Annotated in this window: 23 protein-coding genes; 7 read left to right on the top strand and 16 right to left on the bottom strand. The window is 66.8% G+C overall.

Annotated elements, in window-relative coordinates; translation table 11 throughout:
• Nucleotides 1-9: 9 nt before the first annotated feature.
• The 5 genes from N5C91_RS07225 to N5C91_RS07205 all read left to right on the top strand — a co-directional run bounded on the left by N5C91_RS07225 (nt 10) and on the right by N5C91_RS07205 (nt 5,641).
• Nucleotides 10-1,113 carry a flagellar basal body P-ring protein FlgI gene (locus tag N5C91_RS07225; protein WP_236172129.1) on the top strand — a complete coding sequence of 368 codons (1,104 nt, stop codon included), beginning with the start codon at nt 10-12 and terminating at the stop codon, nt 1,111-1,113.
• On the top strand, nt 1,113-2,153 hold the full coding sequence (locus N5C91_RS07220) for a transglycosylase SLT domain-containing protein (protein WP_279828710.1): 1,041 nt from the start codon (nt 1,113-1,115) through the stop codon (nt 2,151-2,153). Before N5C91_RS07225 ends, N5C91_RS07220 begins: the two co-directional genes overlap by 1 nt.
• Complete coding sequence (flgK, locus tag N5C91_RS07215; protein WP_236172127.1) at nt 2,150-3,517, top strand: flagellar hook-associated protein FlgK; 1,368 nt, start codon at nt 2,150-2,152, stop codon at nt 3,515-3,517. Before N5C91_RS07220 ends, flgK begins: the two co-directional genes overlap by 4 nt.
• Nucleotides 3,518-3,540: 23 nt before the next feature.
• Nucleotides 3,541-4,455, top strand: a complete 915-nt coding sequence (gene flgL, locus N5C91_RS07210) for a flagellar hook-associated protein FlgL (protein ID WP_279828709.1) — start codon at nt 3,541-3,543, stop codon at nt 4,453-4,455.
• A 139-nt stretch (nt 4,456-4,594) separates the two neighbouring features.
• Nucleotides 4,595-5,641, top strand: a complete 1,047-nt coding sequence (locus N5C91_RS07205; protein WP_236201567.1) for a hypothetical protein — start codon at nt 4,595-4,597, stop codon at nt 5,639-5,641.
• A 267-nt stretch (nt 5,642-5,908) separates the two neighbouring features.
• On the opposite strand, the gene mdtI is transcribed toward N5C91_RS07205, so the two are convergent.
• Nucleotides 5,909-6,238 (bottom strand): multidrug/spermidine efflux SMR transporter subunit MdtI, encoded by a 330-nt coding sequence (mdtI, locus tag N5C91_RS07200; RefSeq protein ID WP_024766311.1) that lies wholly within the window; start codon nt 6,236-6,238, stop codon nt 5,909-5,911.
• Entirely contained in the window at nt 6,232-6,591 is a 360-nt protein-coding gene (locus N5C91_RS07195) for a multidrug efflux SMR transporter (protein ID WP_236172124.1), read from the bottom strand. The genes mdtI and N5C91_RS07195 overlap by 7 nt, the downstream gene beginning before the upstream one ends.
• Nucleotides 6,592-7,063: 472 nt before the next feature.
• Between N5C91_RS07195 and sulP the strand changes: the two genes are divergently transcribed.
• A complete protein-coding gene (gene sulP, locus N5C91_RS07190; RefSeq protein WP_279828708.1) occupies nt 7,064-8,701 on the top strand; it encodes a sulfate permease in 1,638 nt (545 codons plus the stop codon).
• Between the two features lie 355 nt (nt 8,702-9,056).
• On the opposite strand, the gene N5C91_RS07185 is transcribed toward sulP, so the two are convergent.
• The 7 genes from N5C91_RS07185 to N5C91_RS07155 all read right to left on the bottom strand — a co-directional run bounded on the left by N5C91_RS07185 (nt 9,057) and on the right by N5C91_RS07155 (nt 15,970).
• Nucleotides 9,057-9,851 carry an ABC transporter ATP-binding protein gene (locus N5C91_RS07185; RefSeq protein ID WP_279829146.1) on the bottom strand — a complete coding sequence of 265 codons (795 nt, stop codon included), beginning with the start codon at nt 9,849-9,851 and terminating at the stop codon, nt 9,057-9,059.
• Nucleotides 9,852-9,877: 26 nt separating this feature from the next.
• On the bottom strand, nt 9,878-10,639 hold the full coding sequence (locus N5C91_RS07180) for an ABC transporter permease (RefSeq protein ID WP_236172121.1): 762 nt from the start codon (nt 10,637-10,639) through the stop codon (nt 9,878-9,880).
• Entirely contained in the window at nt 10,636-11,397 is a 762-nt protein-coding gene (locus N5C91_RS07175; protein WP_279828707.1) for an ABC transporter permease, read from the bottom strand. The genes N5C91_RS07180 and N5C91_RS07175 overlap by 4 nt, the downstream gene beginning before the upstream one ends.
• Nucleotides 11,398-12,615 carry an MFS transporter gene (locus tag N5C91_RS07170; RefSeq protein ID WP_279828706.1) on the bottom strand — a complete coding sequence of 406 codons (1,218 nt, stop codon included), beginning with the start codon at nt 12,613-12,615 and terminating at the stop codon, nt 11,398-11,400.
• Nucleotides 12,602-13,657, bottom strand: a complete 1,056-nt coding sequence (locus N5C91_RS07165; protein WP_236201562.1) for an ABC transporter substrate-binding protein — start codon at nt 13,655-13,657, stop codon at nt 12,602-12,604. The genes N5C91_RS07170 and N5C91_RS07165 overlap by 14 nt, the downstream gene beginning before the upstream one ends.
• 85 nt (nt 13,658-13,742) lie before the next feature.
• On the bottom strand, nt 13,743-14,798 hold the full coding sequence (locus N5C91_RS07160) for an ABC transporter substrate-binding protein (protein WP_236172117.1): 1,056 nt from the start codon (nt 14,796-14,798) through the stop codon (nt 13,743-13,745).
• A 17-nt stretch (nt 14,799-14,815) separates the two neighbouring features.
• Nucleotides 14,816-15,970 carry an LLM class flavin-dependent oxidoreductase gene (locus N5C91_RS07155; RefSeq protein WP_236172116.1) on the bottom strand — a complete coding sequence of 385 codons (1,155 nt, stop codon included), beginning with the start codon at nt 15,968-15,970 and terminating at the stop codon, nt 14,816-14,818.
• Nucleotides 15,971-16,309: 339 nt separating this feature from the next.
• Between N5C91_RS07155 and N5C91_RS07150 the strand changes: the two genes are divergently transcribed.
• Nucleotides 16,310-17,041, top strand: a complete 732-nt coding sequence (locus N5C91_RS07150) for a class II aldolase/adducin family protein (RefSeq protein ID WP_279828705.1) — start codon at nt 16,310-16,312, stop codon at nt 17,039-17,041.
• A 157-nt stretch (nt 17,042-17,198) separates the two neighbouring features.
• Here N5C91_RS07150 and N5C91_RS07145 read toward each other — a convergent pair whose 3' ends face one another.
• From N5C91_RS07145 to N5C91_RS07115, 7 genes are all read right to left on the bottom strand, one after another.
• Nucleotides 17,199-17,543 (bottom strand): type II toxin-antitoxin system HicB family antitoxin, encoded by a 345-nt coding sequence (locus tag N5C91_RS07145; RefSeq protein ID WP_236201560.1) that lies wholly within the window; start codon nt 17,541-17,543, stop codon nt 17,199-17,201.
• Nucleotides 17,540-17,794 carry a type II toxin-antitoxin system HicA family toxin gene (locus tag N5C91_RS07140; RefSeq protein ID WP_236201559.1) on the bottom strand — a complete coding sequence of 85 codons (255 nt, stop codon included), beginning with the start codon at nt 17,792-17,794 and terminating at the stop codon, nt 17,540-17,542. Before N5C91_RS07140 ends, N5C91_RS07145 begins: the two co-directional genes overlap by 4 nt.
• A gap of 317 nt (nt 17,795-18,111) precedes the next feature.
• Entirely contained in the window at nt 18,112-19,302 is a 1,191-nt protein-coding gene (locus N5C91_RS07135) for an MFS transporter (protein ID WP_236172114.1), read from the bottom strand.
• A 216-nt stretch (nt 19,303-19,518) separates the two neighbouring features.
• Entirely contained in the window at nt 19,519-20,928 is a 1,410-nt protein-coding gene (locus N5C91_RS07130; protein ID WP_279828704.1) for an aldehyde dehydrogenase family protein, read from the bottom strand.
• Nucleotides 20,929-20,938: 10 nt separating this feature from the next.
• Entirely contained in the window at nt 20,939-22,534 is a 1,596-nt protein-coding gene (locus N5C91_RS07125) for a GMC oxidoreductase (protein WP_279828703.1), read from the bottom strand.
• 46 nt (nt 22,535-22,580) lie between these two features.
• Nucleotides 22,581-24,869, bottom strand: coding sequence for a TonB-dependent receptor (locus tag N5C91_RS07120; protein WP_279828702.1), 2,289 nt, complete (start codon nt 24,867-24,869; stop codon nt 22,581-22,583).
• 234 nt (nt 24,870-25,103) lie between these two features.
• The gene (locus N5C91_RS07115; protein ID WP_236172107.1) at nt 25,104-26,174 is read right to left on the bottom strand and encodes an ABC transporter substrate-binding protein; all 1,071 of its coding nucleotides are present in this window, start codon (nt 26,172-26,174) and stop codon (nt 25,104-25,106) included.

Here is a 26,174-nt window from a genome sequence, read left to right as displayed (position 1 = left end):
GAGCACCCCATGCGTAGACATCTTTCCCGCCTGCTGGCGACGGCCTGCCTGCTCTGGCAGGCCGAGGCGCTGGCCATTCCGCTGCTCGACCTGGTCGATATCGAAGGCGTGCGCGAGAACCAGCTGATCGGCTACGGCCTGGTGGTCGGCCTCGACGGCACCGGCGACAAGAACCAGGTGAAGTTCACCAACCAGTCGGTGGCCAACATGCTCAAGCAGTTCGGCGTGAACCTGCCGCCGAACGTCGACCCGAAACTGAAGAACGTCGCCGCGGTGAGCGTCACTGCCAGCGTGCCGCCGTCCTACAGCGCCGGGCAGACCATCGACGTCACCGTGTCCTCGCTGGGCGACGCCAAGAGCCTGCGCGGCGGCCTGCTGCTGATGACGCCGTTGCAGGGTGTGGATGGCGAGGTCTATGCGCTGGCGCAAGGCAACCTGGTGGTCGGCGGCCTGCACGCCCAGGGGCAGAGCGGCTCCAGCGTGTCGATCAACAGCGCCAACAGCGGCCTGATTCCCAACGGCGCGACCATCGAGCGGATGATTCCCAGCGACTTCACCCAGCGCCCGGATGTGATGCTCAACGTGCGCAAACCCAGCTTCCAGACCGCCACCCAGGTGATGAACGCGGTGAACGAGCGCTTCGGCTCCGGCACCGCTACCGCGCTGGACGGCACCAGGGTGTCGGTGCGTGCGCCGGTCAGCAGCGCCCAGCGCACCAGCTTCATGGCCATGCTCGAAGGCATGGAAGTGCAGGAAGGCCGCACCCGGCCCAAGGTGGTGTTCAACAGCCGCACCGGCACCGTGGTGGTCGGCCAGGGCGTACGGGTGAAGGCCGCCGCGGTGGCCCACGGCACGCTTACCGTAACCATCAGCGAGAATCCCCAGGTCAGCCAGCCGGGGCCCTTCTCCAACGGCACCACGGCGGTCACGCCGCAGTCGGACGTGTCCGTCAGCCAGGACAAGAAGCCGATGTTCAAGTGGCCCGAGGGCACCAGCCTGGAAAGCATCATCAATACGGTAAACAGCCTGGGCGCCACGCCGGACGACGTGATGAGCATCCTCCAGGCGCTGGAGCAGGCCGGCGCGCTGAACGCCGAGCTGGTGGTGATCTGATGAGCATCACCTCGCTCAACCGTCCCATCGTGCCGACCGGCCAGCCCGGCGAGTCGCCCGAGCAGGTCCGCCGCGAGCAGTTGCAGGCCGCCTCCGAGCAGTTCGAGGCGATGTTCCTGCAGCAGATCCTCAAGCAGATGCGCAAGGCCGGCGACGTGCTTTCCGCCGGCAGCCCGCTGCGCAGCCGCGACCTCGACACCATGCGTGACTTCTACGACGAAGCGCTGGCCGAGCACCTGGCCTCGCGCAAGCAGACCGGCATCGCCGACCTGCTGGTGCGCCAGCTTTCCGCCGAGCCGAGCGATGGCGCCGAGCCCGTCGCACTCGCCGATGGCGGCGAAGCGCTGCGCCGGCCTTCGGTGTCCAGCCGCAATCCGCTGGTGGATACCTGGCAACGTGGCGTCGATCGCCTGGCCCATGCCTGGCAGCAGGGCACGGCGGGTTTCCGCACCCTGGTGGACAGCGTGATCGGCCAGGAGTCGGGTGGCGACGTAGCCGCCGTCTCGCCCAAGGGGGCGCGCGGCCTGATGCAACTGATGCCCGACACCGCCCGCGAAGTTGCCGGCGAGCTCGGCCTGCCCTACGACGAGCAGCGCCTGACCAGCGACCCGGCCTACAACAAGGCGCTGGGCAGCGCCTACCTGGGCAAGCTGCTCGACCGCTACGACGGCCAGCACGTGCTCGCCCTGGCCGCCTACAACGCCGGGCCCGGCAAGGTGGATGAATGGCTGAAGAGCAACGGCGACCCGCGCAGCGGGCAGATCGGCATGGCCGACTGGGTGCGCAGCATTCCCTACGACGAAACCCGCGACTACACCCTCGGCGTACTCCGTCGCGTGCGTGAGGCCCAGGCGCCGGCACGCATTCCCGGCAGCGGCCTGTCGCCGGAGAGCGGCCTGAAGCACGCGCCGCAGGAAGGATTTAAGCGCCACGCCGATTCCGTCGCCTATCAGGGGCAACAGCCCGAATTTGTTTCCCGACCGGCCTCGGCGGCGTTCGCCCAGCCGATCCGCCTTGAGTCGAAGGAGAGTGCCTCTTGAGTATGTTGAGCCAGATCGGCTACAGCGGCCTGCGTGCGGCGCAGATTGCCCTGGCTACCTCCGGGCAGAACGTGGCCAACGCCAATACGCCCGGCTTCAGCCGACTGAGCCCGATCCTCGCCTCGCTGGCCGGTGAAGGTGGCCTGAACGTCGGCGGCGGCGTGGTGGTGACCAGCATCCGCCGTATGGCCAACGACTTCCAGAACCAGCAGCTGTGGCGCGCCACCACTGAGCAGAGCTACTACGACAGCGGCCAGCAGTACCTCTCCGCGCTGGAAGGGCTGATGGGCGGCGAAGGCTCGAGCATCAGCGTCGGCCTCGACAATTTCTTCGCCGCGGTCAGCGAGGCCACCGCCACGCCCGGCTCGGTCGCCCTGCGCCAGCAGATCATCAACGAGACCAAGAACCTCGCCCAGCGCTTCAACGGCCTGTCCGGCAACATCGACAGCCAGCTGCGCGCCCTGCAGGAGCAGCGCGGTTCCATGGTCGGCGAGATCAACGGGCTGACCGCCAACCTGGCGGCGCTGAACAAGCAGATCGTCGAAGTCGGCTCCGCCGGCGGCGACACCACCGCGCTGCGTGACCACCGCGAGAGCCTGGTGGCGGACCTGTCCAGGTACGCCTCGATCCGCGTCAACGAAGTGGCCGATGGCTCGCTCACCGTGTCGCTTGCCAATGGCCAGCCGCTGGTGGCCGGCAACTCCGCCGGCCAGCTGGCGATCAGCCGCACCGCCAGCGGTGAGCAGGAAATCGCCCTGACCTTTGCCGGCACCAGCTTCCCGCTGGCCCAGGATGGCATGGGCGGCTCCCTCGGCGCGCTGTACGACACCGAGTACGACACGCTGCGGCCGAACCAGACCGCCCTGCATGAAATGGCCGGGCAGTTCGCCCAACTGGTCAACGACACTCTGGCCAACGGCTTCGACCTAGCCGGCAATCCTGGCCAGGCGCTGCTGACCTACAACGCCGGCAGCACCACGGCGATGCTCTCGCTCAATGGCCTCAAGCCCGAGGAACTGGCGCTGTCGGACAGCGCCGGCGAGAGCGGCAACAACAGGAACCTGCTGGCGCTGCTGGAACTCAAGGGCCAGACCATCAGCGTTGGCGGCAGCCAGGTAACCCTCAATGACGCCTTCGCCGGCCTGCTCGGCAAGGTTGCCAGTGCCAGCCGGCAGAACCAGGCCGACCAGAAGACCGCCACCACCGTGGCGGCCCAGGCGCAGGCCAGCCGCGACAGCGTCAGCGCGGTCAGCCTGGATGAAGAGGCGGTCAACCTGATCACCTACCAGCAGGCTTACCAGGCCAACATGAAAGTCATCAGCACCGCCAAGGAGCTGTTCGACTCGATGCTCGCAGCCTTCTGAGGCTCATTGCGAAGGAAAGCACCATGCGCATTACCAATGCACAGATCACCGCGCTGATGGGCGGCTCGATGAACAGCAACTCGGCGGCCCTGGGCAAGCTGATGCAGCAGATGTCCACCGGCAAGCGCATCCTCCAGCCGTCCGATGACCCCATCGCCAGCGTGCGCATGCTGCGTATCCAGCGCGAGGAAGCGAGCCTGGCGCAGTACCGCACCAACATCAGCAACGTCTCGGGCAACCTCTCCACCCAGGAGGCCAACCTGCAGGCCACCTCGGACTCCATGCTCAGCGTGCGTGACCTGCTGCTCTGGGCAGCCAACGGCTCGAACTCGCCCAAGGATCTCAACGCCATGGCCGGCGAGCTGGAGAGCATCGAGAAGACCATCGTCAGTTTCGTCAACGTGCGTGACGAAGAGGGCCGCTACCTGTTCTCCGGGACCCTCAGCGACACCGCGGCGGTGACCTACGAACCCTTGACCGACAGCTACGTCGCCACCGGCAACAACAAGTCGCGCCAGGCGGCCGTGGCCAACGGCGTGCAGGTGGAGGAGAACGTTACCGCGATCGACGTGTTCGGCAACGGCGTGGACTTCCTCAACCAGCTGCATGCCACCGTGAAGATGCTCAAGGACCCGGCCCTGGACACCACCGACCCGGCGGTGCACGCGCAGATCGCCGCGACCATCGACGGCCTCGACAGCGCCCACGACGGCGTGCTCGGCGCCATTACCGAGCTCGGCGGCCGGCAGAACACCCTGAGCATGCTCAACTCGAGCAACGAGGAAGTCTCGCTGGTGAACCAGAAGATCAACGGCGAGCTGTCGCAGCTGGACTACGCCGGCGCGAGCATCGACCTGAACACCTACCAGCTGGCGCTGCAGGCCACGCAGAAGACCTACCTGAAGCTCAACGACCTGTCGCTGTTCAGTCGCCTGTAAGTTTCTTCGTAGGGGGCCGGGCCGCGCCGCAAGGAGGTCTGGACGCCAATCGGCGGCGCAGCGCCCGGCTCCCCTACTTTTTGTTCCGTATCCGCCCGGCCCGCGTGCCGGGCGGATGCACATCGGTGCAGAGGTCACCATGAAGGTCATCAAGCAACTGCCGGCTGCCGCCGTCTTCGATCCAAGCGCCCGCCGCGACGTCATCCTGCCCTCCACCAGCGAGCGGCAGAATGCCCTGCGCAAGGGTGAGGACAAGGGCGAGAACGCTGCACAGATGGCGCGTGGCGCGCAGAAGAGCGGCAGCTTCAACCTGCAACTCAACCAGCAGTTGTCGTCCATGCAATCGGCCGACAGCTACCTGGGCGACCTGCAGGATCGCCTCGGCGGCCTCAAGCTCAACCTCAGCCGCGAACTCAGTGCGCCGCAGTCCCAGGACCGTGAAGGCGTGCGCCAGGCTACCCGGCAGGTCAACGAGCTGCTGGAACAGCGTGCCCAGCGTTCGGCCGGCAGCCTCGATGCCAACTTCCGCCTGCGCCTCAACGAGCCGGTGCGCAGCCGCTTCAGCCTGGAAGGCCTGGAGTCGCTGGAGGCGATCCAGCGCTCCGGCAAGGAAACCTTGCTCTTCAGCGCCGGCCGCCAGCTCGGCGAACCGGCGGCGGTGGTGCTGGATGACGGCATGAGCACGGAGCAGGTGCTGCGCCGCTTCAACGCGACACTGGGCCAGGCCGGTATCCGCGCCGAACTGGATAGTGACGGAGCGCTGAAGTTCTCCGCCCCGGAGGCCGACTGGCAGCAGCTGAAGGGGCAACTGGCAGTGCAGGGCGAGGGCAAGCTGTTCGCCAAGGGCAAGAACACCCGACTCAAGAGCCAGGAAGAAGGGCTGCTGGCGTTCCCCACCGAGATCAGCACCGATGCCTTCCGCGAGCAGCGCCAGCTGCTCGATTCGGTGGTCTCCGCGCTGGATCGTATCGGCGGCCTGCGCGATCAGTTGCGCCACCGCCAGGACGACATCCGCGACTTCCTCGACCGCCACGCCAGCGAGGACGAGCGCGAGTGGGCGCATGGCTTTGCCGCCTCGATGCTCGACCGCATGGGCCGCAGCGCCACGCATTACAGCGCGGCGGCGCAGACGGTGGTGGCGCAGGCCAATCTCAGTCGCTTTGCCGTGGTGAGCCTGCTGGCGTGATTCGCGTGGGTCTTTCGTAGGGTGAATAGCGCGCCAGCGTTATCCACCGCGAACATGTCGGCGGATAACCTGTTCCAGGTTATGCGCCCTACGATCCTGATACGCCGGCGCAAGGGCTGTTCGCGAGCAAGCTCGCTCCTACAGCAATCTTGGCGCAGTGAATGCTCCTCGTAGGAGCGAGCTTGCTCGCGAACAGCACGGCAGCGATCTTCAAGACAACAAAAAAGGCGGAGCCCAGCTCCGCCTTTTTCATTTCACTCCCTACGATCACGCCAGCTTCAGCAGGCCCATGCCCAGCACCAGCATCGCCAGGCCGACCCAGCCGCGCCACACCAGGCGCTGGCCGAACAGCGCCCAGCCCATGGCGACGGTGGCGAGGATGCCGAAGCCGCCCCAGATGGCGTAGGCCACCGACAGTTCGATGCCGCGTACCGCCTGCGCCAGCGCGGTGAACGCGCCCAGTACGCAGAGGATCGAGGCGGCGCCGATCAAGCGCTTGCGGAAGCCGTCGGAGTACTTCAGCAGCAGGTTGGCGATCACTTCCAGGACGATGGCCAGGCCCAGCCAGGCCATCGGAATCAGGTCATGGTTCAGCATGTCACCACCTCCAGGCTTTTCTCACGCGGGGTGGTGCGGGTGCCGGATTTCACCAGCAGGATGCCGCCGATCATCACGGCCAGGCCCAGGGCCTTGTCCAGGCTCAGGTGCTCGCCGAGGAAGAAGGCGCTGACCAGGGTGATCAGCACGATGCCGATGCCTTCCCACAGGGCGTAGGCCACGCCGACCGGCACATGCTTGATGGCCAGCGACAGGAAGTAGTACGACAGGCCGATCATCACGTACATCAGCAGCAGACCCGCGACCGGGTACAGCGCATGGGTGAATTTCATCGAGGTAGTGCCAACGACTTCAAAGCCGATGGCGGCAAACAGATAGATCCAGGAACGCATGGTAGAGCCCTCCCACGGGCAGCCGCGCGCAGTCTCGCTAAGAGCATCCTTGCGGCGGTTTCGGTTCGGGTTCGGTGGCGCCGACTCGGGCGGCGATCACCTTCAGGTGGCCGCCGCACTTGGCGCGACCAACAGGTAGCAGCCGAAGGGAGGAGCTAGAGGTCGCCGGTCCAGTGGCGCTCGCGCGACACCAGGCGGGAAGTGGGGAGAGGTAGAGCCTTGATGTTCAACATAATGAACATATTGTGCCAAATTTCAGGTCGCCTGGCAAATTGACCGCCTCTATTCCGGGGCGAAACGCCCATATTCCGGCATTTCAAAAGCCTGCTGGAAGCTGCGCGCTGCCAGGGTTGTGCAATATTTTGTTCACCCTGTTTCGCCTGCGACAGCACGCCACAGTCATGACCTGCGCCAGGCCGTTTTCCGCTCCGGCCTGCTAGCATCCAGCATCGATATCCCGTCGGAGACTGTGATGATCGCCCTGCGAGAAGCCTGGAAGGCCGGACTCTTCGGCCGCGAACACTGGACGCGCAACCTGGTCGCGGGCGTCATCGTCGGGGTGGTCGCGCTGCCGCTGGCGATGGCCTTCGCGATTGCCAGCGGGGTGAAGCCGGAACAGGGCATCTATACGGCGATCTTCGCCGGCGCCCTGGTCTCGTTGCTGGGCGGCAGCCGGGTGCAGATCGCCGGACCGACCGGCGCCTTCATCGTCATCCTCGCCGGGGTCACCGCCAAGTACGGCATCGATGGCCTGCAGATCGCCACGCTGATGGCTGGCGTGATTCTCGTGCTGCTGGGTGTCAGTCGCCTGGGCAGCATCATCCGCTTCATCCCCGCACCGGTGATCGTCGGCTTCACCGCCGGGATCGGGGTGATCATCTGGGTCGGCCAATGGAAGGACTTCTTCGGCTTGCCCGCGGTGACCGGCGAGCACTTCCACCAGAAGCTCTGGCACCTGATCCAGGCATTGCCGCAACTGCACCTGGCGACCACCTTGCTGGCGCTGCTGAGCCTGGCGCTGGTGCTGTTCACCCCGCGCATCGCCGCGCTGCGCCGGGTGCCCGGCCCGCTGGTGGCGATGGTGGTGGTGACGGCGATCCAGTCGCTGTTCCACTTCGACGGCGTGGCCACCATCGGCAGCGCCTTCGGCGGCATTCCCCAGGGCCTGCCCAGCTTCAGCCTGCCGGAAGTAACGCTGCCGCGGGTGCTCGAACTGATCGGCCCGGCGTTCGCCATCGCCATGCTCGGCGCCATCGAGTCGCTGCTCTCGGCGGTGGTCGCCGACGGCATGGCCGGCACCCGCCACGACTCCAACCAGGAGCTGATCGGCCAGGGCATCGCCAACCTGGTCACCCCGCTGTTCGGCGGCATCGCCGCCACCGGCGCCATCGCGCGCACCGCGACCAACATCCGCAACGGCGGCAACAGCCCGCTGGCTGGGGTCACCCACGCGGCCACGCTGGTGCTGATCCTGCTGTTCCTCGCGCCGCTGGCGTCGAACATCCCGCTCTGCGCACTGGCGGCGATCCTCTTCGTGGTGGCCTGGAACATGAGCGAGGCGCGGCACTTCCTGTTCATGCTCAAGCGCGCGCCACGCGCGGACGTCGGCATCCTGCTGGTGACCTTCCTGCTCACCGTATTCAGCGACCTGGTGATCGCCGTGAACATCGGCGTGATCCTCGCCATGCTGCATTTCCTGCGGCGCATGGCGTCCTCGGTGGACGTGCACGCGGAAGAAGGTCCGGAGCTCGAAGTGGAGCTGCGCGGCCGCGGTCTTGGCGAGCTGCCGCCGGGGGTGCTGGTGTACAGCATCGAGGGGCCGCTGTTCTTCGGCGCGGCGGAGACTTTCGAGCGTGCCCTGGCCAAGACCCACACCGACCCGAAGGTGCTGATCATCCGCCTGCGCCACGTGCCGTTCATGGATATCACCGGCCTGCAGACCCTGCAGGAAGTGATCGAGCAACTGCAGCGGCGTGGCATCGAGGTGCGCTTGTGCGAGGCCAATGCGCGGGTGCTGGGCAAGCTGCGCAAGGCCGGCGTGCTGGAGGAGATCGGCGCGGGGTATCACCCGGACTTCCCGGCGGCATTGGCGGCGGATGCGCCATCTTGAGGGGAAATCAAGGGGAAGGTCGGGTGCCAGGGCGATTGCCCTCACCCCAGCCCTCTCCCAAGGGGAGAGGGGGCCGTTCGGCGTCGTCGGGACGCACCGCGTTCGCCGGATGCCATGTCAGCTCCCTCTCCCTCCGGGAGAGGGCTGGGGTGAGGGCAGCTTCGCTGCGGGCTCGAAAATGGCGTAGGAGCGGACTCTGTCCGCGATGGGTATTTGGCGCGATGCGGACCAATCGCGGACGGAGTCCGCTCCTACCCAACGATCAGCCGTGCAGCAGCCCGTAGGGCAGATAACACCCAGGCGGTATCTGCCAATGGCGGATAACCCGTTCCGGGTTATGCGCCCTACGCGAAGATCAGCCGTGCATCAGTTCGGCCAGCAACTCTTCCTTCAACTTCGTCAGCAGCGGCTCGCCACGCTCGCGCGGATGGGGCAGGTCGACCCGTACCTCATGGCGAATCCGCCCCGGCCGCGCGTCCATCACCACCACCCGGTCGCCCAGGTACAGCGCTTCCTCCACGTCGTGGGTGACCATGATCATGGTGCTGCGCTGCTGCACCCAGATGCGTTGCAGCTCGTGCTGCAGGCGCACGCGGGTGAGGGCGTCGAGGGCGCCGAAGGGTTCGTCCAGCAATAGGACCTTGGGCCGGGTGATCAGCGCGCGGGCGATGGCGGCGCGCTGTGCCATGCCGCCGGACAACTGGTGCGGGTAGGCTTGCTCGAAGCCGGTCAGGCCCACCAGCTCCAGATGATCGACCACGAGTTCGCGCTTCTCGGCACGGCTGAGCTTCTGCTTCTTCAGCGCCAGGGCGACGTTCTGCTCCACGGTCTTCCAGGGGAACAGGCGATGGTCCTGGAACACGATGCCGCGCTCCAGGCTGGTGCCGGTCACACTCTGCCCGTCGAGCAGGATGCGCCCGCTGTAATCGTTCTCCAGCCCGACGATCAGCCGCAGCAGCGAGGATTTCCCGCAGCCGCTGGCGCCGACGATGCTGACGAATTCGCCGGGGCGTACGTCGAGGGAGATGTTTTCCAGCACCGGCAGGCTGCGGCCATCGATGGAATAGGCCTTGCTCAGGCCCTGGATGGCCAGCGCGCCGTGTTGCGCCTGCTGGGCCGGAAGGATGGCGGGGTCGAGGATCGCGTTCATGATCGAAGCACTCATGGCAATAAGGGTCAGCGCAGGTGGCGCCAGCGCAGCAGGTGGCGGCTGAGGCGGGCGAACAGCTGGTTCATGGCGTAGCCGAGCAGGCCGATGCTGAGCACGCCGATCACCACGATCTCCATGCGCGAGCCGGTCTCGGCGTTCATCATCAGGTTGCCCAGGCCCATGCCGGTGGAGAGGAACAGCTCGCAACCCACCGAGCTGACCCAGGCGAAGGCCAGCGCGTGCAGCACGCCGTTGCTCAGGCTGGGCAGCGCGCCGGGCAGCAGCACTTCGCGGAACTGTTGCCAGGGGCCGAAGGCATACAGGCGGCCGACTTCGCGGTAGCGCTTCTCCACGTCGCGGAAGCCCTCGAAGGCGTTCAGCGTCATCGGGTAGAAGGCGGCGAGGCTGACGATCAGCACCTTGGACGGCTCGCCGCTGCCGAACCACAGGGCGATCAGCGGGATCAGGCCGAGGATCGGCACCTGGCGGATGGTGTGGTACAGCGGTGCGAACAGCCGCTCCAGCGGGCGTGACAGAGCCATGCCGGCGCCCAGCGCAAAGCCGGCGAGCACGCCGAGCAGCAGGCCCAGGCAAGTGCGTTGCAGGCTGGCGGACACGCTCAGCCACAGCTCGCCAGTGCGGATCAGCTCGGCGAAGCCGGCGCCGATGCGCTCCAGCGGCACGAAGGCGTAAGCAGCGCTGGCGCCCTGTTGCGACTGCCAGTGCCAGGCGGCGATCAGCAGCGCCGGCAGCACCAGCCCGCGCAGGCTCTTGAGAAGTCGGGTCATGGCGTCGGTCTCCAGCGCAGCAGGCGCTTCTCCAGCAGGCGGAAAGCGAAATCGAGGACGAAGCCGATGGCGCCGGTGACGATCACCCCGACCATCACGATGTCGATGCGCAGCATCTGCCGGCTCAGCTCGATCATCTGCCCCAGGCCGCTGTCGGCGGCGAGCAGTTCGGCGGCCACCAGCACCATCCAGGCACGGCTCAGGCTGATGCGCAGGCCGGTGACGATGGGCGGCGCGGCGGCGGGGAAGGCGACGTCGCGCAGCAGGCTCCACAGCGGCAGGCGGTACACGCTGGCGACCTCGAAGTAGCCGCGGGGGATGCCCTTCACGCCTTCACTGGCGGCCAGCGCCACGGGGAAGAAGGCGGCCTTGGTGACGATCAGGATCTTGAAGGTCTCTTCCACGCCGAAGAACAGGATGAACATCGGGATCAGCGCGATCGACGGCACCTGGCGCAGCGTGTGGAACAACGGTGCGCAGTAGGCTTCAACGGTTTTCGACAGGGCCATGGCGGTACCGAACACCAGGCCGCCCAGCGCGCCGATGCTGAAGCCGATGGCCAGGCGCGACAGGCTGTTGACCACGTGCTCGCGCAACTCGCCGCTGGCCAGCAGGTCCTTGAAGCTCGCCCAGACTTCCACGGGCGGCACCAGCAGTTGCGGCGGGAACCAGCCGGCGCGCGCGGCGACGAACCAGGCCAGCAGCAGGAGCAGCGGCGAGACGAACCAGCTCAGGTGATCCAGGGTGCGCTTGGCCATTCAGCCCTCCTGCCCGAGCAAAGGCTCGGTGGTTTGTCGGCGCAGCTTGCGTTGCCAGCAGAACAGCGCGGCCAGCAGCACCAGGGGAATCCAGCAGAGGAACAGGTTGCCCAGCCCGACGAAGTGGCTGATCACCCCGCCCAGCAGCGCACCGGAGAAGCTGCCGGACATAGAGGCGAGGTTGAACAGCCCGGAAATCTTGCTCTTGTCCATCGCGTGCTCGCCCAGCTGGGCCATGTTCACCAGGTGGATCAGTGCGGCCGCCGCGCTGAGCAGCACGCCGCCCAGGGCCAGCAGCCAGTAGCTGTGCGCGCTGCCGAGCAGCAGCAGGGCGAGCAGCGCCGCACTGAGGCTGCCGATATAGGCCAGGCGCCGGCCGCTGCGTTCGATCAGGTAGCCGAAGCCAAACAGGCCGAGCACCGAGGCCAGGCCCTGGATCATCACCAGGCTCACCGCCTGGCCTTGCGAGAGGCCGGCGACTTCCATCGCCAGGAGCAGGATGAAGGTGCCGAACAGCGCGCTGGTGGCGGCGCTGAGCAGCTCGATCAGGCAGCTCTCGGCGATCTCGACGTTGGCCAGCATGGCGCCGACCTGTTGCAGCAGTCCGCCGGTGACGGCGGCGACGGGCAGATCGTCGCTGGGCGCCTCGCCTTCCCAGAAGCCGAGGCTGTAGAAAGCCATCAGGCCGAAGCACAGGCCGATGGCGGCAAAGCCCCAGGTGAAGCTCGCCGCGCCGCTCAGCCAGTTGCCCAGCAGCGGGCCGAGCAGGCCCATGCCCAGGGTCAGCGAGCCGCGATACCAGCCGGCCTTGTCGTTGCCGATGCGCTTGAGCTGGCGCAGGAAGACGCTGTTCATGGCAACGATGCGGAACGGGATGCACAGGCCGATCAGCAGCCGCGCGAAGGCCAGCCACAGCCAGCCGCCGAACAGCGGGATGGCCAGGTTCAGCAGCATCGGCCCGAGGCTGGCGAGGAAGTACACCCGACGCGCGCCGAAACGGGCGATGACGAAGCCGGCGGGCAGGGTGAGGATCACCATGCCGAGGGCTTCCATCGCCGAGATGATGCCGATCTGCATGGCATTGGCGCCGATGCTGATGGCGTAGAGCGTGGTGACGATCTTCGCCATGCCGATGGTGGCGCCACTGAAGGCCGCCAGCAGCATGAAGTTGAGCAGGAAGGCGGCAGGCCTTTCGCGCGGCGCGTCAGATGGCGACATCGACTTTCCCCAGCAGCGCTCCCAGTGGGCGCGGGTCGATCCAGTCTTCCACCGAGAAGTCGTGGGCGATGAATTGCCAGCGCCGGAGGAACGCCGTGAGATCACGCAGGGCGTTGATCGAGCGCTCGGCCAGGTTGGTCTGCAGGCGCAGGTGGGCATCGTCACCGTAGGCGCTGGCCACCCAGAATTCGCTGGTGTTCAGCTCGCGGGCGAGGAAGCGGCGGGTCTCTTCCGGGTGTGCCCAGGCCCATTGCTCGGCGCGCAGCACGCTGTCGAGCACCAGCACGGCGGCGTCGAAATGCTCGTCCAGCAGTTGCTGGTCGACGGTCAGGGTGCGTGGCGTACCGATGTTGGCGCGCACCAGCGGCTCGGGGTGCGAGCCGACATCCATCACCACGTGCAGGCCGAATTCGTGGGCCAGCTGCAGGCCGTGGGCGCCCTTGAGGAAAATCGCGTCGATGTCGCCGCGCAGCAGGCCGATCAGTTCGTTGTTGCGCTGCACCACGCGGTTGCCCTTGAGCGCCACCTGGGCGCCGAACACATGGCGCACCGGGTCGTCACTGAAGGTACCGCCGTAGGGGTAGTCCACCAGCTCGACGTCGCGCACTTCCAGGCCTTCCAGGCGCAGGGCGTTTTCCAGGCCGCGCAGGGACTGGGCGCGGGTGAAGTCGATCTGCACGTTGGCCCACTTCGGCAGGCCGAAGCGCCGGTGGCGCAGGTCGCGGACGCTGCGTACGCCGCTGTCCGGCGCGCTGACGATCAGTTGGACCTCGTCGCTCCACGACAGCCCGATCACCCGCGTACGCGCGCCGCTGGCGCGGGCCCAGATCGACGGGATATTGCCGCCGTGGCGCACGGAGTAGGGCAGGTGATGGTCGAAGTGCGCCTCGCGCACCTCGCGTTCGGAGGACTCGCGCAGCGACTGGATGCGCGTGCCGAAGGGGCGGAAGGCCTGGGCCAGGCGTCCGGACTCGACGGCAATGCCCAGTCCGGTGGGGACGGGGCTGTGGGTGTACCAGAGGGTTTCCAGCGGTGTGCTCATGGGTGTCCGTCAGGGATGCAAGCCCCCGCGCCGTCGCGCGGGGGCCCGGGTCGGGAAACAGAGGGAATCGCCCTCGTGACGTTGGTCAGCCGGCCTTCTGCGCCAGGCGGCTGCGCAGGGCTTCCAGCGGGCGCGGGTCGATCCACTCGCGCACGTCGAAGCGCGTCGGGATGAAGTTCCAGCGCTGCAGGAAGTCGGTGAAGTCCTGCAGGGCGAGGATCGAGCCTTCATCGAGGTTGGTGCGCAGGCGCAGGTGGGCGTCCTCGCCATAGGCGGTGGCGACCCAGAACTCGCTGCTGTTGGTTTCCCGCGCCAGGTAGCGACGGGTGTCGTCCGGGTGCTGGTGCGCCCAGTCCTCGGCGCGCAGCACCGAGGCGAGGATCGCGGTGGCGGCGTCGGGGTGCTGCTCCAGCAGGTTGAGGTCGACGCTCAGGGTGCGCGGCGTGCCGTTGTTGGCGCGGATCAGTGGCTCCGGGTGCGCGCCGGTGTCGATCACCGTGTGCAGGCCGAACTGCTGTGCCAGCTGCACGGCGTGGGCGCCCTTGAGGAAGATCGCGTCGACTTCGCCACGCAGCAGGCCGACCAGTTCCGGGTTCTGGCTGCGCCGGCGGCTGCCGCCGTGGCCAGTGATGCCGACGATGTTGCCCGGCGCTTCATCGCTGAAGGTGCCCTTCAGGCCGAAGTCCACCAGCTCCAGGTCGCGCACTTCCAGGCCTTCCAGGCGCAGGGCGTTTTCCAGGCCGCGGATGGCCTGGGCGCGAGTGAAGTCGATCTGCGCGCCGCTCCAGTCCGGCAGGCCGAAGCGCCGGCCCTTGAGGTCGCGCACGCTGCGGATGCCGCTCTCGGCGGTGGTCAGGATCAGTTGTGCTTCATCCGCCCAGGACAGGCCGATCACGCGGGTTTCGCGGCCGCTGGCGCGGGCCCAGATGGCCGGGATGTTGCCGCCGTGGCGCACCGAATTCTGCAGCGTATGGTCGAAGTGCGACTCGCGCACCGCCTGGTCGGCAGACTCGCGCAGCGACTGGATCTGCGTGCCCTGCTCGGCCAGGGATTCTTCCAGCCAGCCTTTCTGCACGGCGATGCCGAGGCCGGTCGGGACCGGGCAACGGGTGTACCAGAGGGTATCGAGGGGACGGGACATGTGCAGCTCCTTGTGGGTCAGGCGCGGGCCTTGAGTTCGTGGATGTCGGCGCGTTTGCCCTGCACCAGCGGCAGCACTTCCTGGCCGATGCGCAGGGCTTCTTCGAGGTGCGGATTGCCGGCGAGGATGAAGGTGGAGAAACCGGCGTCGCGGTATTCGGCGAGACGCTCGGCGACGTTCTCGTGGCTGCCCACCAGGCCGATCGTCGGACCCGGCTTGGCCTTGCCGAAGCCGGCCCAGAGGTTGGGGCCGAGGATCAGGTCGTCGAAGCGCTCGACGTTCTGGTGGTAGGCGGTCTGCCGTGCGGCGCCGACGGAGTCCGAGCCGGTGGCGAAGTTCTTGATGAAGGCGCTGGTGCGCGCGTCGATGCGCTCGTACTGGCGGCGCAGCTCGCTCCAGGCGGCCTCTTCGGTCTCGCGGGCGAACAGGTCGATGCGGATGCCGAAGCGGATTTCACGGCCCTGCTTGTCGGCCAGCTCGCGCACGCGCTCCAGGTGCGGCTTGAGCTTGTCGATGGGTTCGGCCCAGTTCAGGTAGACGTCGGCGTGCTTCGCCGCGACGTCCAGCGCCGGGTCGGAGAAGCCGGAGAAGTACACGCCCGGCTTGCGCACGTTGCGCAGTGCGATGGGCAGCGAGCCGTTCTCCAGTTGGTAGATATCGCCCTGGTAGGAGAACTGCTCGTTCTTCCACAGGCCGTCGATGATGTCGAGGAACTCGCCGGTGCGCTGGTAGCGCTTGTCGTGCTCGAGGAAGTCGCCGTTGGCGCGCTGGCTGGCGGGGTTGCCGCCGGTGATGATGTTCCACTCCAGGCGGTCGCGGGACAGGTGCTGGAGGATCGCTGCCTGCTGCGCGGCGTAGGCCGGCAGCGTCCAGGCGGCCTGGAAGGCGATGAGGAACTTGATCCGCCGGGTCTCGCGGGCCAGTGCGGCGGCGGCGATCCACGGCTCCGGTCCGGTGGGCAGCAGCGCACCTTCGAAGCCGGCGATCTCGGCGGCCTTGGCGACCTGGGCGATGTAGTCGATGTAGGTGAAACCGTCCGGCTCGCCGTTGGGCAGGCGGCCCGGGGCGATGTTGCCGGGGCGCTCGATGTGGCTGCCACGGTTGTTCTTGTCCGAGGCGAGATAGGGACCGTCGCTGCCCAGCGGCAGTCGCCAGAAGAATTCGGTGCTCATGGCCGTGCTCCTTTGCTTTGCGGGGGCAGCGTCGTGCTGCTCGTGCAAGGTCTTGAGCAAGGGCTGTGCCCAAAGGCTGCAGGCCAGGCAACGCGCGGCTTGCAGGGCAGTGTGCTGCTGTTGCAGCAGGGCGTTTGTCTGTACAGCAGCAGCTGGTCAGCAGGGGATGCTGGACGGGCAGCAATTTCTCCCGTTCAGCCGCGGTTGCTGTCCTGATGTAACCAGGACAATTTCGTAACTTTCTGATTAATTGGAATATTTTTTAATGGCACAAGTCCTGCTCAGTCCCTGGAACACCGCCACGCGGTTCATCCATCCCCGACTGCCAGGAGGCACTCCATGTCCACCCTCGACCCGCAACTCGCCAGCCAGCTCGAACAGGTCCGCCGCGACTTCGCCAAGGCCTTCCGCGTGCTCAAGGAGAGCCGCACCCTCACCGCCACCAATACCTACCAGGCCTACGTGCGCGTGCCGGACAGCGACAAGGTGATCGCCGTCCATGCGCCCAACCCCTGGGCGGACGACCAGGAAATCCGCGCGGTGATTTCGACCTGGGACGGCGAGGTGATCCTCGACGAAAGCATCGCCGGAGCGACCCCGCTCAGCGGCCGTGGCGCCGGCGGCAACGGCAAGCGCTACGCGGCGATCTTCCAGGCGCGCGCGGAAATCAACGTGGTGATCCACGTGCACACGCCGTACCTCGGCGGCTGGGCCAGCGCCCACCGCGAGCTGCCGATCCGCTACGCCGCCTCCCAGCGCGTGACCCTGGCCCGCGAGCTGCCGATCTACATCGACCGCCGCCAGCCCGAGCCGCTGTTCATCCTCGACAGGATCGCCGAGAACCCGCACACCCCGGCCATCCTCGAAGCCAACGGCGGCGCGACCTTCTGGGGCGAGGACCTGATCAAGGCGTCCAAGCTGATCCTGCTGATCGAGGAAGGCGCCTACTTCCAGGGCTTGGCCGAAGGCCTCGGCGGCTCCCAGGAATTCGGCCCCGGCGTGCTGGAACAGCAATGGAAGATGACCGGCCTCTGGGAGCAGGGCCAGAAGCTGCTGGGCGCGGCGGCCTGAACCTTCGCCTGAACTGAAAAAGCCCTCTTGCGAGGGCTTTTTCGTGGCTGCGAATCGACGGCTTTTCGTAGGAGCGAGGGGGCGCCCAGTTCTTGCTCGCGAACAGGCTCCGCTGTGGGCTCGGTTCGCGAGCAAGCTCGCTCCTACAAATCTGCACTCAACCGCTGGTGCGTCTGCGGGCTGCGCGTTCGAAAACACTCTCCGCCCACTGGTTCAGGCTCTTGCCGGACGCCTTGGCGGCAATCGCGGCGGCGGCGTGAACTTCCGGGCGGATGCGCAGCATGATCTTGCCGGACGCCGGCTTTTCCGGTTCCACACCGCGCTCCGCGCAGTCGGCCAGGTAATCCTCGACGGCATCCTGGAAGGCAGCATGCAGCCCACCAACGCTGTCGGCATGGAAGCTGATGATGTCGTTCACGCCCAGCAGGCGGCCGACGAAGAGGTCATCACGATCATCGAACTCAATACGGGCGATGTAGCCCTTGTAGGTCATGCGGCTCATGCTTCCACTCCGGCCCGACGCAGGAATTCCCGGGCTTCCTCGACCTGGTAACGCTTGGCCTCCTTGCCTGGATGCGGGCGATGGCAGCGCCAGGTCTGGCCATGCAGAACCAATTTCACCCGTGACCCTTCACGCTTATCCACGGTGCCGCCCAGATGCAGAACCAGAGCTTCGATGTCGGTAAAGACTATCGATGCACTGGTTGGCGTGCGGAAGATCATGGCGAGGGTTTTACGGTGGCGGTTCTGCATCCAGAAATGCTATCGCCATATGATAGCACTCTGCGGTTGCCATTTCCTCGGGATGGGCCAGCCACCTCGGATGCTTTTGTAGGAGCGAGGGAGACGCCCAGTTCTTGCTTTCGATCCGAGCCCGCAGCGGGGTTTGTTCGCGAGCAAGCTCGCTCCTACACACACTCACACACCAGGCTTTCCGGCGTGCCTTTGTAGGATGGCGTGGAGCGAAGCGATACCCATCGTGTTTCGCCCGGTCATGGCTGATGGGTATCGCAGGCTCCACCCATCCTACGGACAGCGCGAGTGTGAGCGTCCTGCTGGGGCCGACTTTGTCAGGCGGTTACCGGCGGTTCCGCTGCGCGCCAGCGCAGCCCCAGTGGCAGCAGGAACAGCGGCAGCAGGCTGGCGACGATCAGCACGGCGAAGAACGGCAGGCGCGAGGGCAGGCTGAACAGCGGGAACAGCAGCACCGGGCCGAGGAACATCGACAGGTACAGCGCCTGCTCTGCCACGCCGCCGGCACCCATCACGTCGCCGCCGCGGCTCATGCGCGGGATGCTGGTGAACACCCAGGCGACGACGAAGCTGCCGACGAAGCCCTGGACGATCTTCGCCACGATGGCGGTGGACGCGGCGATGCCGGGGATGAACACCAGCACCTCCAGCACCACCCCGATCAGCGCGCCGCCGACCACCGCGAGCGGGCCGAAGAAGCGCAGGTTGAGCACGAAGCCGGCGAGCAGCCCGGCCAGCACGCTGGAGAGGATGCCGATGGTGGAGATCACGCCGATGGTCGAAGGGGCGACGCCCAGGCTGTGGATGAAGTAGTCGGGGGTGATGGTCACCAGGCCCAGCGCCACGGTCAGCGGTGCGCCCACGGCCAGGGCCAGGCGCAGCACGGACGGGTCGGCGTAGAGACGGAAGGTCTGGCGCAGGGAGTGGCGCTCGCTGCGGGTCGCCAGGTTCACCGATGGCAGCAGCGGCGTCGCCAGCAGCAGGACCAGCAGCACCAGCGCGTGGCCGCTGAAGGCGTTGCGCCATTCGCCATGCTGGCCGCCGACATAGGGCGCCACGGCGAAGATGGCGATGGCCCCGCCCAGGGGCGAGGCCACCGACCAGAACGCCAGCGCGGTGGTGCGGCGACGGCCTTCGGTGGTGTGCACCAGCAAGGCGAGTGCGGCGAGCACCACGCTGATGTAGCCGGCGCCTTCGATGACGCGCAGGGTGATCAGCGTGGTGAAATCTTCAGTGCGGCTCGCCAGGTAGCTGCACGCCGCCGCCAGCAACAGGCCGAAGACGATGGCGCGGCGTTCGCCGACCCGCGCCACGATCCAGTTGACCAGGGGCGAGGCGAGGGCGGCGACCACCGCCACCGCCGACACTACCCAGCTGGCCCGCGAGGGGCTGACCGAGAATGCGTTGGCGATGTCGGCGACCAGCAGGATGGTCTTGCCGTGGCATGCCGCGATGATCACGGCGAAGGCCAGGGTGAGCAGGATCGAGGGCCAGCTTCCGGCACGCATCGGGGAATCCTCTTTGAGAGTTGGGTTGCAATGGCTGTCTGTTTTCCGGGAAGGCTTGCGCCGGCGTTTTTCCCCTCACCCCAGCCCTCTCCCTTGGGGAGAGGGGGCAGTCCGCGCTGGCTGACGCAGCCGTTCCATCCTGCGCCGAGCGGTCCCCTCTCCCGCTTGAGGAGCGGGGCGCGTAGCCAGGGGCAGGGTGGGGGCTTTTGAATCGTTTCAGCGCCGCGAAATGTTCAGAACCTGCAGCTCGCTGAAGGCCTCATGACCGCGTTGCCCGCCTTCGTAGCCGAGCCCGCTCCACTTGTGTCCGCCCTTGGGAGCGCCGGGCTGGATGTGGCCGTGCTGGTTGACCCAGGCCAGGCCCGCCTCCAGCCGCCCGGCGATGGCTTCGCCGCGCGCCAGGTCGCGGGTCCATACCGAGGCGCCGAGGCCATAGTGGCTGGCGTTGGCCTGGGCGATGGCGTCCTCCTCGTCGTGGAACGGGATCAGCGGCAGCACCGGGCCGAACTGCTCCTCATCCACCAGCGCGACGCCGGCCGCCACGCCGCTGACCAGGGTCGGCGGGTAGAAATAACCGGGGCCATCGGGCCGCACGCCGCCGCTGTGGATGCGCGCACCATGAGCCTTGGCGTCTTCCACCAGGGTGATCACCCGTTCCAGTTGCTGCGCGTTGGTCAGCGGCCCCAGTTCCGCCTGCGGGTCGAGCCCATGGCCGAGGCGGGTGCGCTCGGCGCGTTCGGCAAGTTTCGACAGCAAGGGCTCGAACAGGCTTTCATGCACGTACAGGCGCTTGATTGCGAAGCACACCTGGCCGCTATTCCAGAAGGCGCCCCAGAACAGCGGTTCGACGATGGCGTCGAGGTCGGCGTCTTCCAGCACCAGCGCGGCGTCGTTGCCGCCCAGTTCCAGGGTCAGGCGCTTGAGGTCGTCCGCTGCACCGGCATACAGGCGCTTGCCGGTGGCGACGCTGCCGGTGAAGGTCACGTGGCGCACGCGGGGATGACGTACCAGCTGTTCGCCGACCTCGCCCGCACCGGCGATCACGTTGAACACACCCGCGGGGAACACGTCGCCCAGCAGTCGCGCCAGCAGCAGGGTGGACAGCGGCGTGTGCTCCGAGGGCTTGGCCACCACGCTGTTGCCGGCGTGCAGGGCGGGCGCGATCTTCAGTACCAGCAGGATCAGCGGAACATTCCACGGCGTGATCGCGGCGACCACCCCCAGGGGTTTGCGGGTGATGCGCACCAGGCGTTCGCCGTCGTCGCGCAACGGGGTGTCGGCGGGAAGCTCCAGCTGCGCGTGGTGCTCGAAAGTGGCGGCGACGCCAGCCACTTCCTCCAGCGTCGAGCGCAGCGGGCGCCCCTGTTCGCGGGTGATCAGCTCGGCCAGCGCCTGGGCATTCTCACGTACTCGTTCGGCGGCTCGGGCCAGGCTCTGGCGGCGGACGTCGAGATCGCCGGCCCAGGCCGGGAAGGCACGGTGCGCGGCGTCCACCGCCGCGTCGACCTGCGCCAGGCTGGCGCGGGCGGCTTCGCCGACGATTTCCTCGCTGGCCGGGTCGATCACCCGGTCGTAGTGCTCGGCCGCCTGCAGGCGACCATCGATCAGCAGTTCATAGCGCGACATGGCGAGTTCCTCAGGCACCGCCCAGGATGGCGTCGGCGATTTTCTCGGCGAGCATCAGGGTCGGCAGGTTGGTGTTGGCGGTGGGGATCACCGGGATGATCGAGGCGTCGGCAACGCGCAGGCCTTCAACGCCGTGGACGCGGCCGGCGCTGTCGACCACGGCCTGCGGGTCATCGGCGGTGCCGATGCGGCAGGTGCCGCTGGGGTGCCAGACGCCGCCGATGTGCCGGCGCAGGTAGGCTTCCAGCGCCGCGTCGTCGGCCAGCAGGGTTTCCAGCTTCGGCCCGCCCGGTTGCGGCACGGCGAAGGGGGTAAGCGCCAGTTGCAGTTCGTAGCGCGCCAGGACCGGGTGCTTGAACAGGCGCTGGATGGTGCGCAGCGCCACGCGTGCGCGTTGCAGGTCGCGAGGGTCGGAGAGCAGGTTGAAATCGACCTGCGGCGGGCTTGCCGGGTCGCGATCGCGCAAGGTCAGGCGGCCACTGGAGCTGGGTTTGTTGATCCAGAACAGCGCGTGCGCCACGCCGCGCTCGGCGTCTGCGCCGATGGCCAGGTAGAGGTCCGAGGGCGTGTGCGGATCGACGCCCGAGGACACCCGGATACCCAGTTGGTGCGAGGTGCCGGGCCGCGCCAGCACGGCGTCCGAGCGCGCGGCATCGCCCAGGGTGGCCAGGGTGCCCAGCGAGCTGTGCTCCCACAGGTTGCCGCCGACGCCGGGGCGGTCGGCGATTACCTCGATGCCCAGCTCCTGCAATTGGCTGGCCGGGCCGATGCCGCTACGCAGCAGGAAGGCCGGCGATTGCAGCGCTCCGGCGGCGAGGATGACTTCGCCAGCCCCCACAGTGATGCGCTCACCGTTACGTTGCAGTTCGACGCCGGTAATGCGCGTGCCGTTGCGTTGCAGGCCGAGTACCTGGCTGTCGGTCCACAGCGTCAGGTTGGACCGTGCGCGTACTGCTTCATCGAGGTAGCCACGGGCGGCGGACACGCGTTGGCCATGCTCCAGGTTTACTGCGGGTGCGAAGTAGCCGTCGTCGAACACGCCGTTCTGGTCGCCGATGTCGCGCAGGCCTTCGGCTTGCAGCGCCGAGACCACGGAGCGGGTGAAGGGCGTCCAGTCGCGGTTGGAGACACGGCTGATCGGGATTGGCCCGTCGTTCCCGTGCAGTGGGCCGGCGTAATCGGTGTCGCGTTCGAGCCTGCGGAAGTACGGCAGCACGTCGTCCCAGCCCCAGCCTTCGGCACCGAGTTCGGCCCACTGGTCGTAGTCGCGCGGCAGGCCACGGTTGGCCACCAGCACGTTGACGCTGGAGCCGCCGCCAAGCACGCGGGCTTGTTCGAGATAGCGCTCGGGGCGCTCGACGCCTTCGGGCTGTGCGCCGTGGCGGACGCTCAGGTCCGGCCAGAAATAGCGATCGCGCAGCTCCAGGCGCAGGCGGAAGGGGTTGTGGCCGTCGAGGATTTCCGCCGGCGTGGCGTGGGGTGGAGTGTCCGGGCCGGCTTCGATGAGCAGGACGCGGCGTTGCGGGTCGGCGCTGAGGCGGCTGGCAAGCACGCTGCCGGCGCTGCCGCCGCCGACGATGATGTGGTCGTAGCGAGGAGTGGTCATGTCGCCTCCCGGCCCGGCGCTCCCGCACCGGGCGCGTGCAGGGTGATCAGAAGCCGACGGAGATGCCGGCGACCAGGGCGCGCGGTGCGCCCTTGTAGTACTTCGGCGCGCCGTAGAAGTCGCCGTCGGCCGGGTCGGCGGAGACCGTCCCCGAGTTCACGCCCGACAGGTAGTGCTTGTCGAAGACGTTGTTGAGGTTGAGCGTCAGGGTGGTTTCCTTCAGCGCGCTGCCCAGGTCCTTGAGGCGGTAGCCCAGGTTGGCGTCGAACACGGTGTAGCCGCCGATCTTCTCGTTGTTCGCCAGGTCGCCGTAGAAGCTGCCGGTGTGGCGGCCGAGGAAGTTGGCGTAGAAGGTCTGGTTGTCGTAGCCGATGCCGGCGCTGAACAGGTTGCGCGGGGTGTCGTAGAGCTGGTTGCCCCTGGTGTCGAGGCTGGCGCCGCCGGCGCTGTAGTCGTCGTCCTGGGTGGAACGCAGGTAGGTCCAGGAGGCGAAGTAGTTGAAGTTCGCCGGCAGCAGGCCGTTGAGCGAAAGCTCCAGGCCCTTGGTGGTGACGTCGCCGGCGTTGAAGTAGGAGGTGACGCCGGAGACTTCCTCGAACGCCGCCTGGCGATCCTTGAACTTGTCGTAGAACAGCGCCGCGCTGAGCAGCACGTCATCGGTGCTGTAGCGCCAGCCGATCTCCTGGTTCCAGGTGACTTCCGGCTTCTGCTTGTCGCCGCCGTTGGCCTGGCCGTAGACCGAGGCCACCGCCGGAGTGCGCATGTTCGAGGTGGTGTTGTAGTAGAGCTGCTGCTGTGGGTCGAGCTGGTAGCTCAGGCTCAGGCTGGGCAGGAAGCGGTTGTAGTCGGCGCTGTCGTTGAAGTCGCTGAGGCGATCGTCGCCCTTGTTCTGCGTGTGCTGCCAGGCCAGGCCGCCGGTGAGGACGAGCTGCGAGGTGATGTCCCAGGTGTCCTGCACCCAGAGCTTCTGGGTGGTGATCTCGTTGCGCTGGTCGGTGAAGTAGATGGCATTGCCGTTGCCGTCGCGCAGCTTGTGGCTGCCGTCGATGCCGGCGGGCTTGCCGTTGCCCTTGATCTCGACCACCGGGAACTGGTTGCGGGCGTGGGTGTAGTCGGTCCACAGGCCCAGTTGCAGGGTGTGGTCGTCGTTGACCAGGAAGTCCAGGGTATTGGTGGAGCCGATGCGGTACTGCGTCGGGTAGACGCTGAGCGCGCCGGTCACCAGCGGGTCGATGCTGTCGCCGTCGCCATTGAGATCGGCGTTGACCTTGTTCTCGTTGACCGGCACCACGGCCACGGCGGCGGTGCCGTCGGTGACGCGGACGAAGTACGGATCGACCTTCAGCTGGACCTTGTCGGAGAGGTTGAACAGGCCGTTGAGCGCGTAGGTCTGGATCTTGAAGTCGGCGCGCGAGGCCGCCGCGCTCTGGCCCGGCACGGTGACGTCGGGTACGCCGTTGGTGCCGTTGCCCTTGGTCGGGTAGATGTCGCGCGGGTAGCCCTGGTCGTACTTGTTGGCGCGGTACTCGGCGAGCGTCGGGTGGTTGTAGCTGTTGGTGCGCATCAGGAAGCTGGAGAAGAGGCCGTTGATGCGGTTGCCGTCCCACTCGTACTGCAGGTTGCCTTCGTAGCGGTTGGAGGACAGCTCGCCGCCGCTGTTGTCCCACAGGTCGGCGGTGGTGCGTGAGGCCGAGAGCCAGGCGGAGAAGCCGTTCACCTCGCCGGTGTTCACCCGCGCGAAGGTGCGGAACAGGCTGTCGCTGCCGACGTTCTGCTTCACCAGCAGGCCGCTTTCCCTGGTCGGCGCGACGGACTTGATCAGCACGCTGCCGCCGCTGGCGGTGAGGGTCGGCGCGTTGATCGAGGAGGAGCCGTAAAGCACCGACACCGACTCGTAGTTTTCCGGGTCGCCCATGAAGTCGGCGTGGGGCGTGAGGAACTGCGGATCGTTTAGCGGGATGCCGTCGCGGACGAAGCCGATCTGGTCCTGGGAGAAGCCGCGGATGTTCAATCCGCCTTCGGTGATGCCGCTGTTGTCACCGCCGCTGACGTGCACGCCGGGCAGGTATTTGAGGGCGCCGGTGACGGCACTGTCGAGGCCGACGAACTTTTCCAGCTGGGATTTTGTGAGGGTGCCCTTGGAGACTGGGGCGACTTCCTTGCGGGCATCGCCGACCTGGGTTTCCTGGCTTTGCCCCTGGACCGTGACGGTACTCAGGGTGATATTTCCGGCGCTATTGGATTCGTCGGAAAGTGCAACTTCAGCGTTGAATAAAAGGGCGCTGGATAATGCAATGGCCAGCGGTTTCAATCGAAAATCTCTTGCATGCTTCATGGCAGTCGCTCGGGGCTTTTAATAATTTACCAATTAGCCTGAGCAAGCTCTGTGCCATGCGTTTTAGAGCGGTTTAGTGCGAATTTCAGGTGTTTCTCTGCTGTTGCTGCAGCAACTGCTTTTACAGTGGTGCTGGGGCAGCTACTTGTTATGAACAGTTGCTCCTGTAAGTTTGCCGAAAAATAATAAAGCCCCGAGAACGGGGCTTTATTATTTTCATTGGTGTCAGGAATGTCAGGGCTGGCTGGCGACGGTTTTCACCTGCTCTTTCCAGAATCCTTCGAGCTGTTGATTCTTCAATCCCTGCTCGACGAACTTCGGTTCCAGCAGGTCGTCCACCTTCACCGCGTTGCGGATCAGTTTCGCCTTCAGGCTATAGGCGATGCCGTCGGTGTAGTGCTGACGCAGGGCATCGTCGTACAGCGGGGAGAAGTGCGCTGGCCACGGCTCGCCGGCGACTTCGCGTTGCAGCACGCTCAGCGGTACGCCGGAGCGTGATTGTGCTTGCTGGTACGCCGCCTGGTTGGCGTCCTGGGATACCCACCACGCGGCCTTCAGGTAGGCGTCCACCACCAGCTGGGTGAGGTCCGGATGATCCTTGACGAAATCCCGCGCGCCCCAGACTTCGGCGCGCATCTTCCAGTCGGCCGGCGCCTCCTTGCTCGACCAGATGACGCGGCCGACCTGCTTGTCCTCCAGCAGGAAGGCATCGCTGAGGGTGAAGAACGCATCCACCCGCCCGGCGCTCAATGCGGCGGCGCCGGCCTGCGGGTTGAGGTTGAAGATGCGGAAGTCCTCGAAGCCCAGGTGATTGGCTTCCAGCAGCTTGGCGAACGACAGTTCCCACGGCCGGCCACGGTGCAGGGCGATGCGCTTGCCCTTGAGGTCAGCGATGGATTTCGCCGTGGAGCCCGGTGGCACCACGAGGTAGACGTTGTTGCCGATGCCGCCGGGGACGATCAGCTGGGTCTGCACCCCCGAGGCGTTGGCGATGATCGACGGCAGGTCGCCGTAGAAGGCGAAGTCGATGCGCTGGTTGGCGAACTCCTCGTTGACGAAGGTGCCCACCGAGCCGGTGGCGGCGGGCACCCACTCCAGCTTGATGTTGCGCTGGGCCAGTTGCTGCTCCAGCCACTTGTCGCGGTCGATAACATAGGCCGGTCCGTTGAAGGTGATCTGCCCGGCGTTGGCGTAGGCCACCGTGGCGATGCGCAGGGTGGTGGGCTGCTCGGCGGCCAACGCGCCGCCTGCGAGCAGCACGGCGGCTGGCAAGAGGCGGCGCAAGGTGCGATGGATCAGGGACAT

This window comes from Pseudomonas sp. GD03903 (assembly GCF_029840045.1).
GTDB classification, from domain to species: Bacteria; Pseudomonadota; Gammaproteobacteria; order Pseudomonadales; family Pseudomonadaceae; genus Pseudomonas; species Pseudomonas pseudonitroreducens.
This window is presented reverse-complemented; position numbering and strand designations above follow the sequence as displayed.

What these genes read in the sequence shown, in the direction of transcription:
- N5C91_RS07225 (WP_236172129.1), top strand. Translation starts at nt 10, where the DNA reads ATGCGTAGACATCTTTCCCGCCTGCTGGCGACGGCCTGCCTGCTCTGG.
- N5C91_RS07220 (WP_279828710.1), top strand. Translation starts at nt 1,113, where the DNA reads ATGAGCATCACCTCGCTCAACCGTCCCATCGTGCCGACCGGCCAGCCC.
- flgL (WP_279828709.1), top strand. Translation starts at nt 3,541, where the DNA reads ATGCGCATTACCAATGCACAGATCACCGCGCTGATGGGCGGCTCGATG.
- N5C91_RS07205 (WP_236201567.1), top strand. Translation starts at nt 4,595, where the DNA reads ATGAAGGTCATCAAGCAACTGCCGGCTGCCGCCGTCTTCGATCCAAGC.
- mdtI (WP_024766311.1), bottom strand. Translation starts at nt 6,238, where the DNA reads ATGCTGAACCATGACCTGATTCCGATGGCCTGGCTGGGCCTGGCCATC.
- N5C91_RS07195 (WP_236172124.1), bottom strand. Translation starts at nt 6,591, where the DNA reads ATGCGTTCCTGGATCTATCTGTTTGCCGCCATCGGCTTTGAAGTCGTT.
- sulP (WP_279828708.1), top strand. Translation starts at nt 7,064, where the DNA reads ATGATCGCCCTGCGAGAAGCCTGGAAGGCCGGACTCTTCGGCCGCGAA.
- N5C91_RS07185 (WP_279829146.1), bottom strand. Translation starts at nt 9,851, where the DNA reads ATGAACGCGATCCTCGACCCCGCCATCCTTCCGGCCCAGCAGGCGCAA.
- N5C91_RS07180 (WP_236172121.1), bottom strand. Translation starts at nt 10,639, where the DNA reads ATGACCCGACTTCTCAAGAGCCTGCGCGGGCTGGTGCTGCCGGCGCTG.
- N5C91_RS07175 (WP_279828707.1), bottom strand. Translation starts at nt 11,397, where the DNA reads ATGGCCAAGCGCACCCTGGATCACCTGAGCTGGTTCGTCTCGCCGCTG.
- N5C91_RS07170 (WP_279828706.1), bottom strand. Translation starts at nt 12,615, where the DNA reads ATGTCGCCATCTGACGCGCCGCGCGAAAGGCCTGCCGCCTTCCTGCTC.
- N5C91_RS07165 (WP_236201562.1), bottom strand. Translation starts at nt 13,657, where the DNA reads ATGAGCACACCGCTGGAAACCCTCTGGTACACCCACAGCCCCGTCCCC.
- N5C91_RS07160 (WP_236172117.1), bottom strand. Translation starts at nt 14,798, where the DNA reads ATGTCCCGTCCCCTCGATACCCTCTGGTACACCCGTTGCCCGGTCCCG.
- N5C91_RS07155 (WP_236172116.1), bottom strand. Translation starts at nt 15,970, where the DNA reads ATGAGCACCGAATTCTTCTGGCGACTGCCGCTGGGCAGCGACGGTCCC.
- N5C91_RS07150 (WP_279828705.1), top strand. Translation starts at nt 16,310, where the DNA reads ATGTCCACCCTCGACCCGCAACTCGCCAGCCAGCTCGAACAGGTCCGC.
- N5C91_RS07145 (WP_236201560.1), bottom strand. Translation starts at nt 17,543, where the DNA reads ATGAGCCGCATGACCTACAAGGGCTACATCGCCCGTATTGAGTTCGAT.
- N5C91_RS07140 (WP_236201559.1), bottom strand. Translation starts at nt 17,794, where the DNA reads ATGCAGAACCGCCACCGTAAAACCCTCGCCATGATCTTCCGCACGCCA.
- N5C91_RS07135 (WP_236172114.1), bottom strand. Translation starts at nt 19,302, where the DNA reads ATGCGTGCCGGAAGCTGGCCCTCGATCCTGCTCACCCTGGCCTTCGCC.
- N5C91_RS07130 (WP_279828704.1), bottom strand. Translation starts at nt 20,928, where the DNA reads ATGTCGCGCTATGAACTGCTGATCGATGGTCGCCTGCAGGCGGCCGAG.
- N5C91_RS07125 (WP_279828703.1), bottom strand. Translation starts at nt 22,534, where the DNA reads ATGACCACTCCTCGCTACGACCACATCATCGTCGGCGGCGGCAGCGCC.
- N5C91_RS07120 (WP_279828702.1), bottom strand. Translation starts at nt 24,869, where the DNA reads ATGAAGCATGCAAGAGATTTTCGATTGAAACCGCTGGCCATTGCATTA.
- N5C91_RS07115 (WP_236172107.1), bottom strand. Translation starts at nt 26,174, where the DNA reads ATGTCCCTGATCCATCGCACCTTGCGCCGCCTCTTGCCAGCCGCCGTG.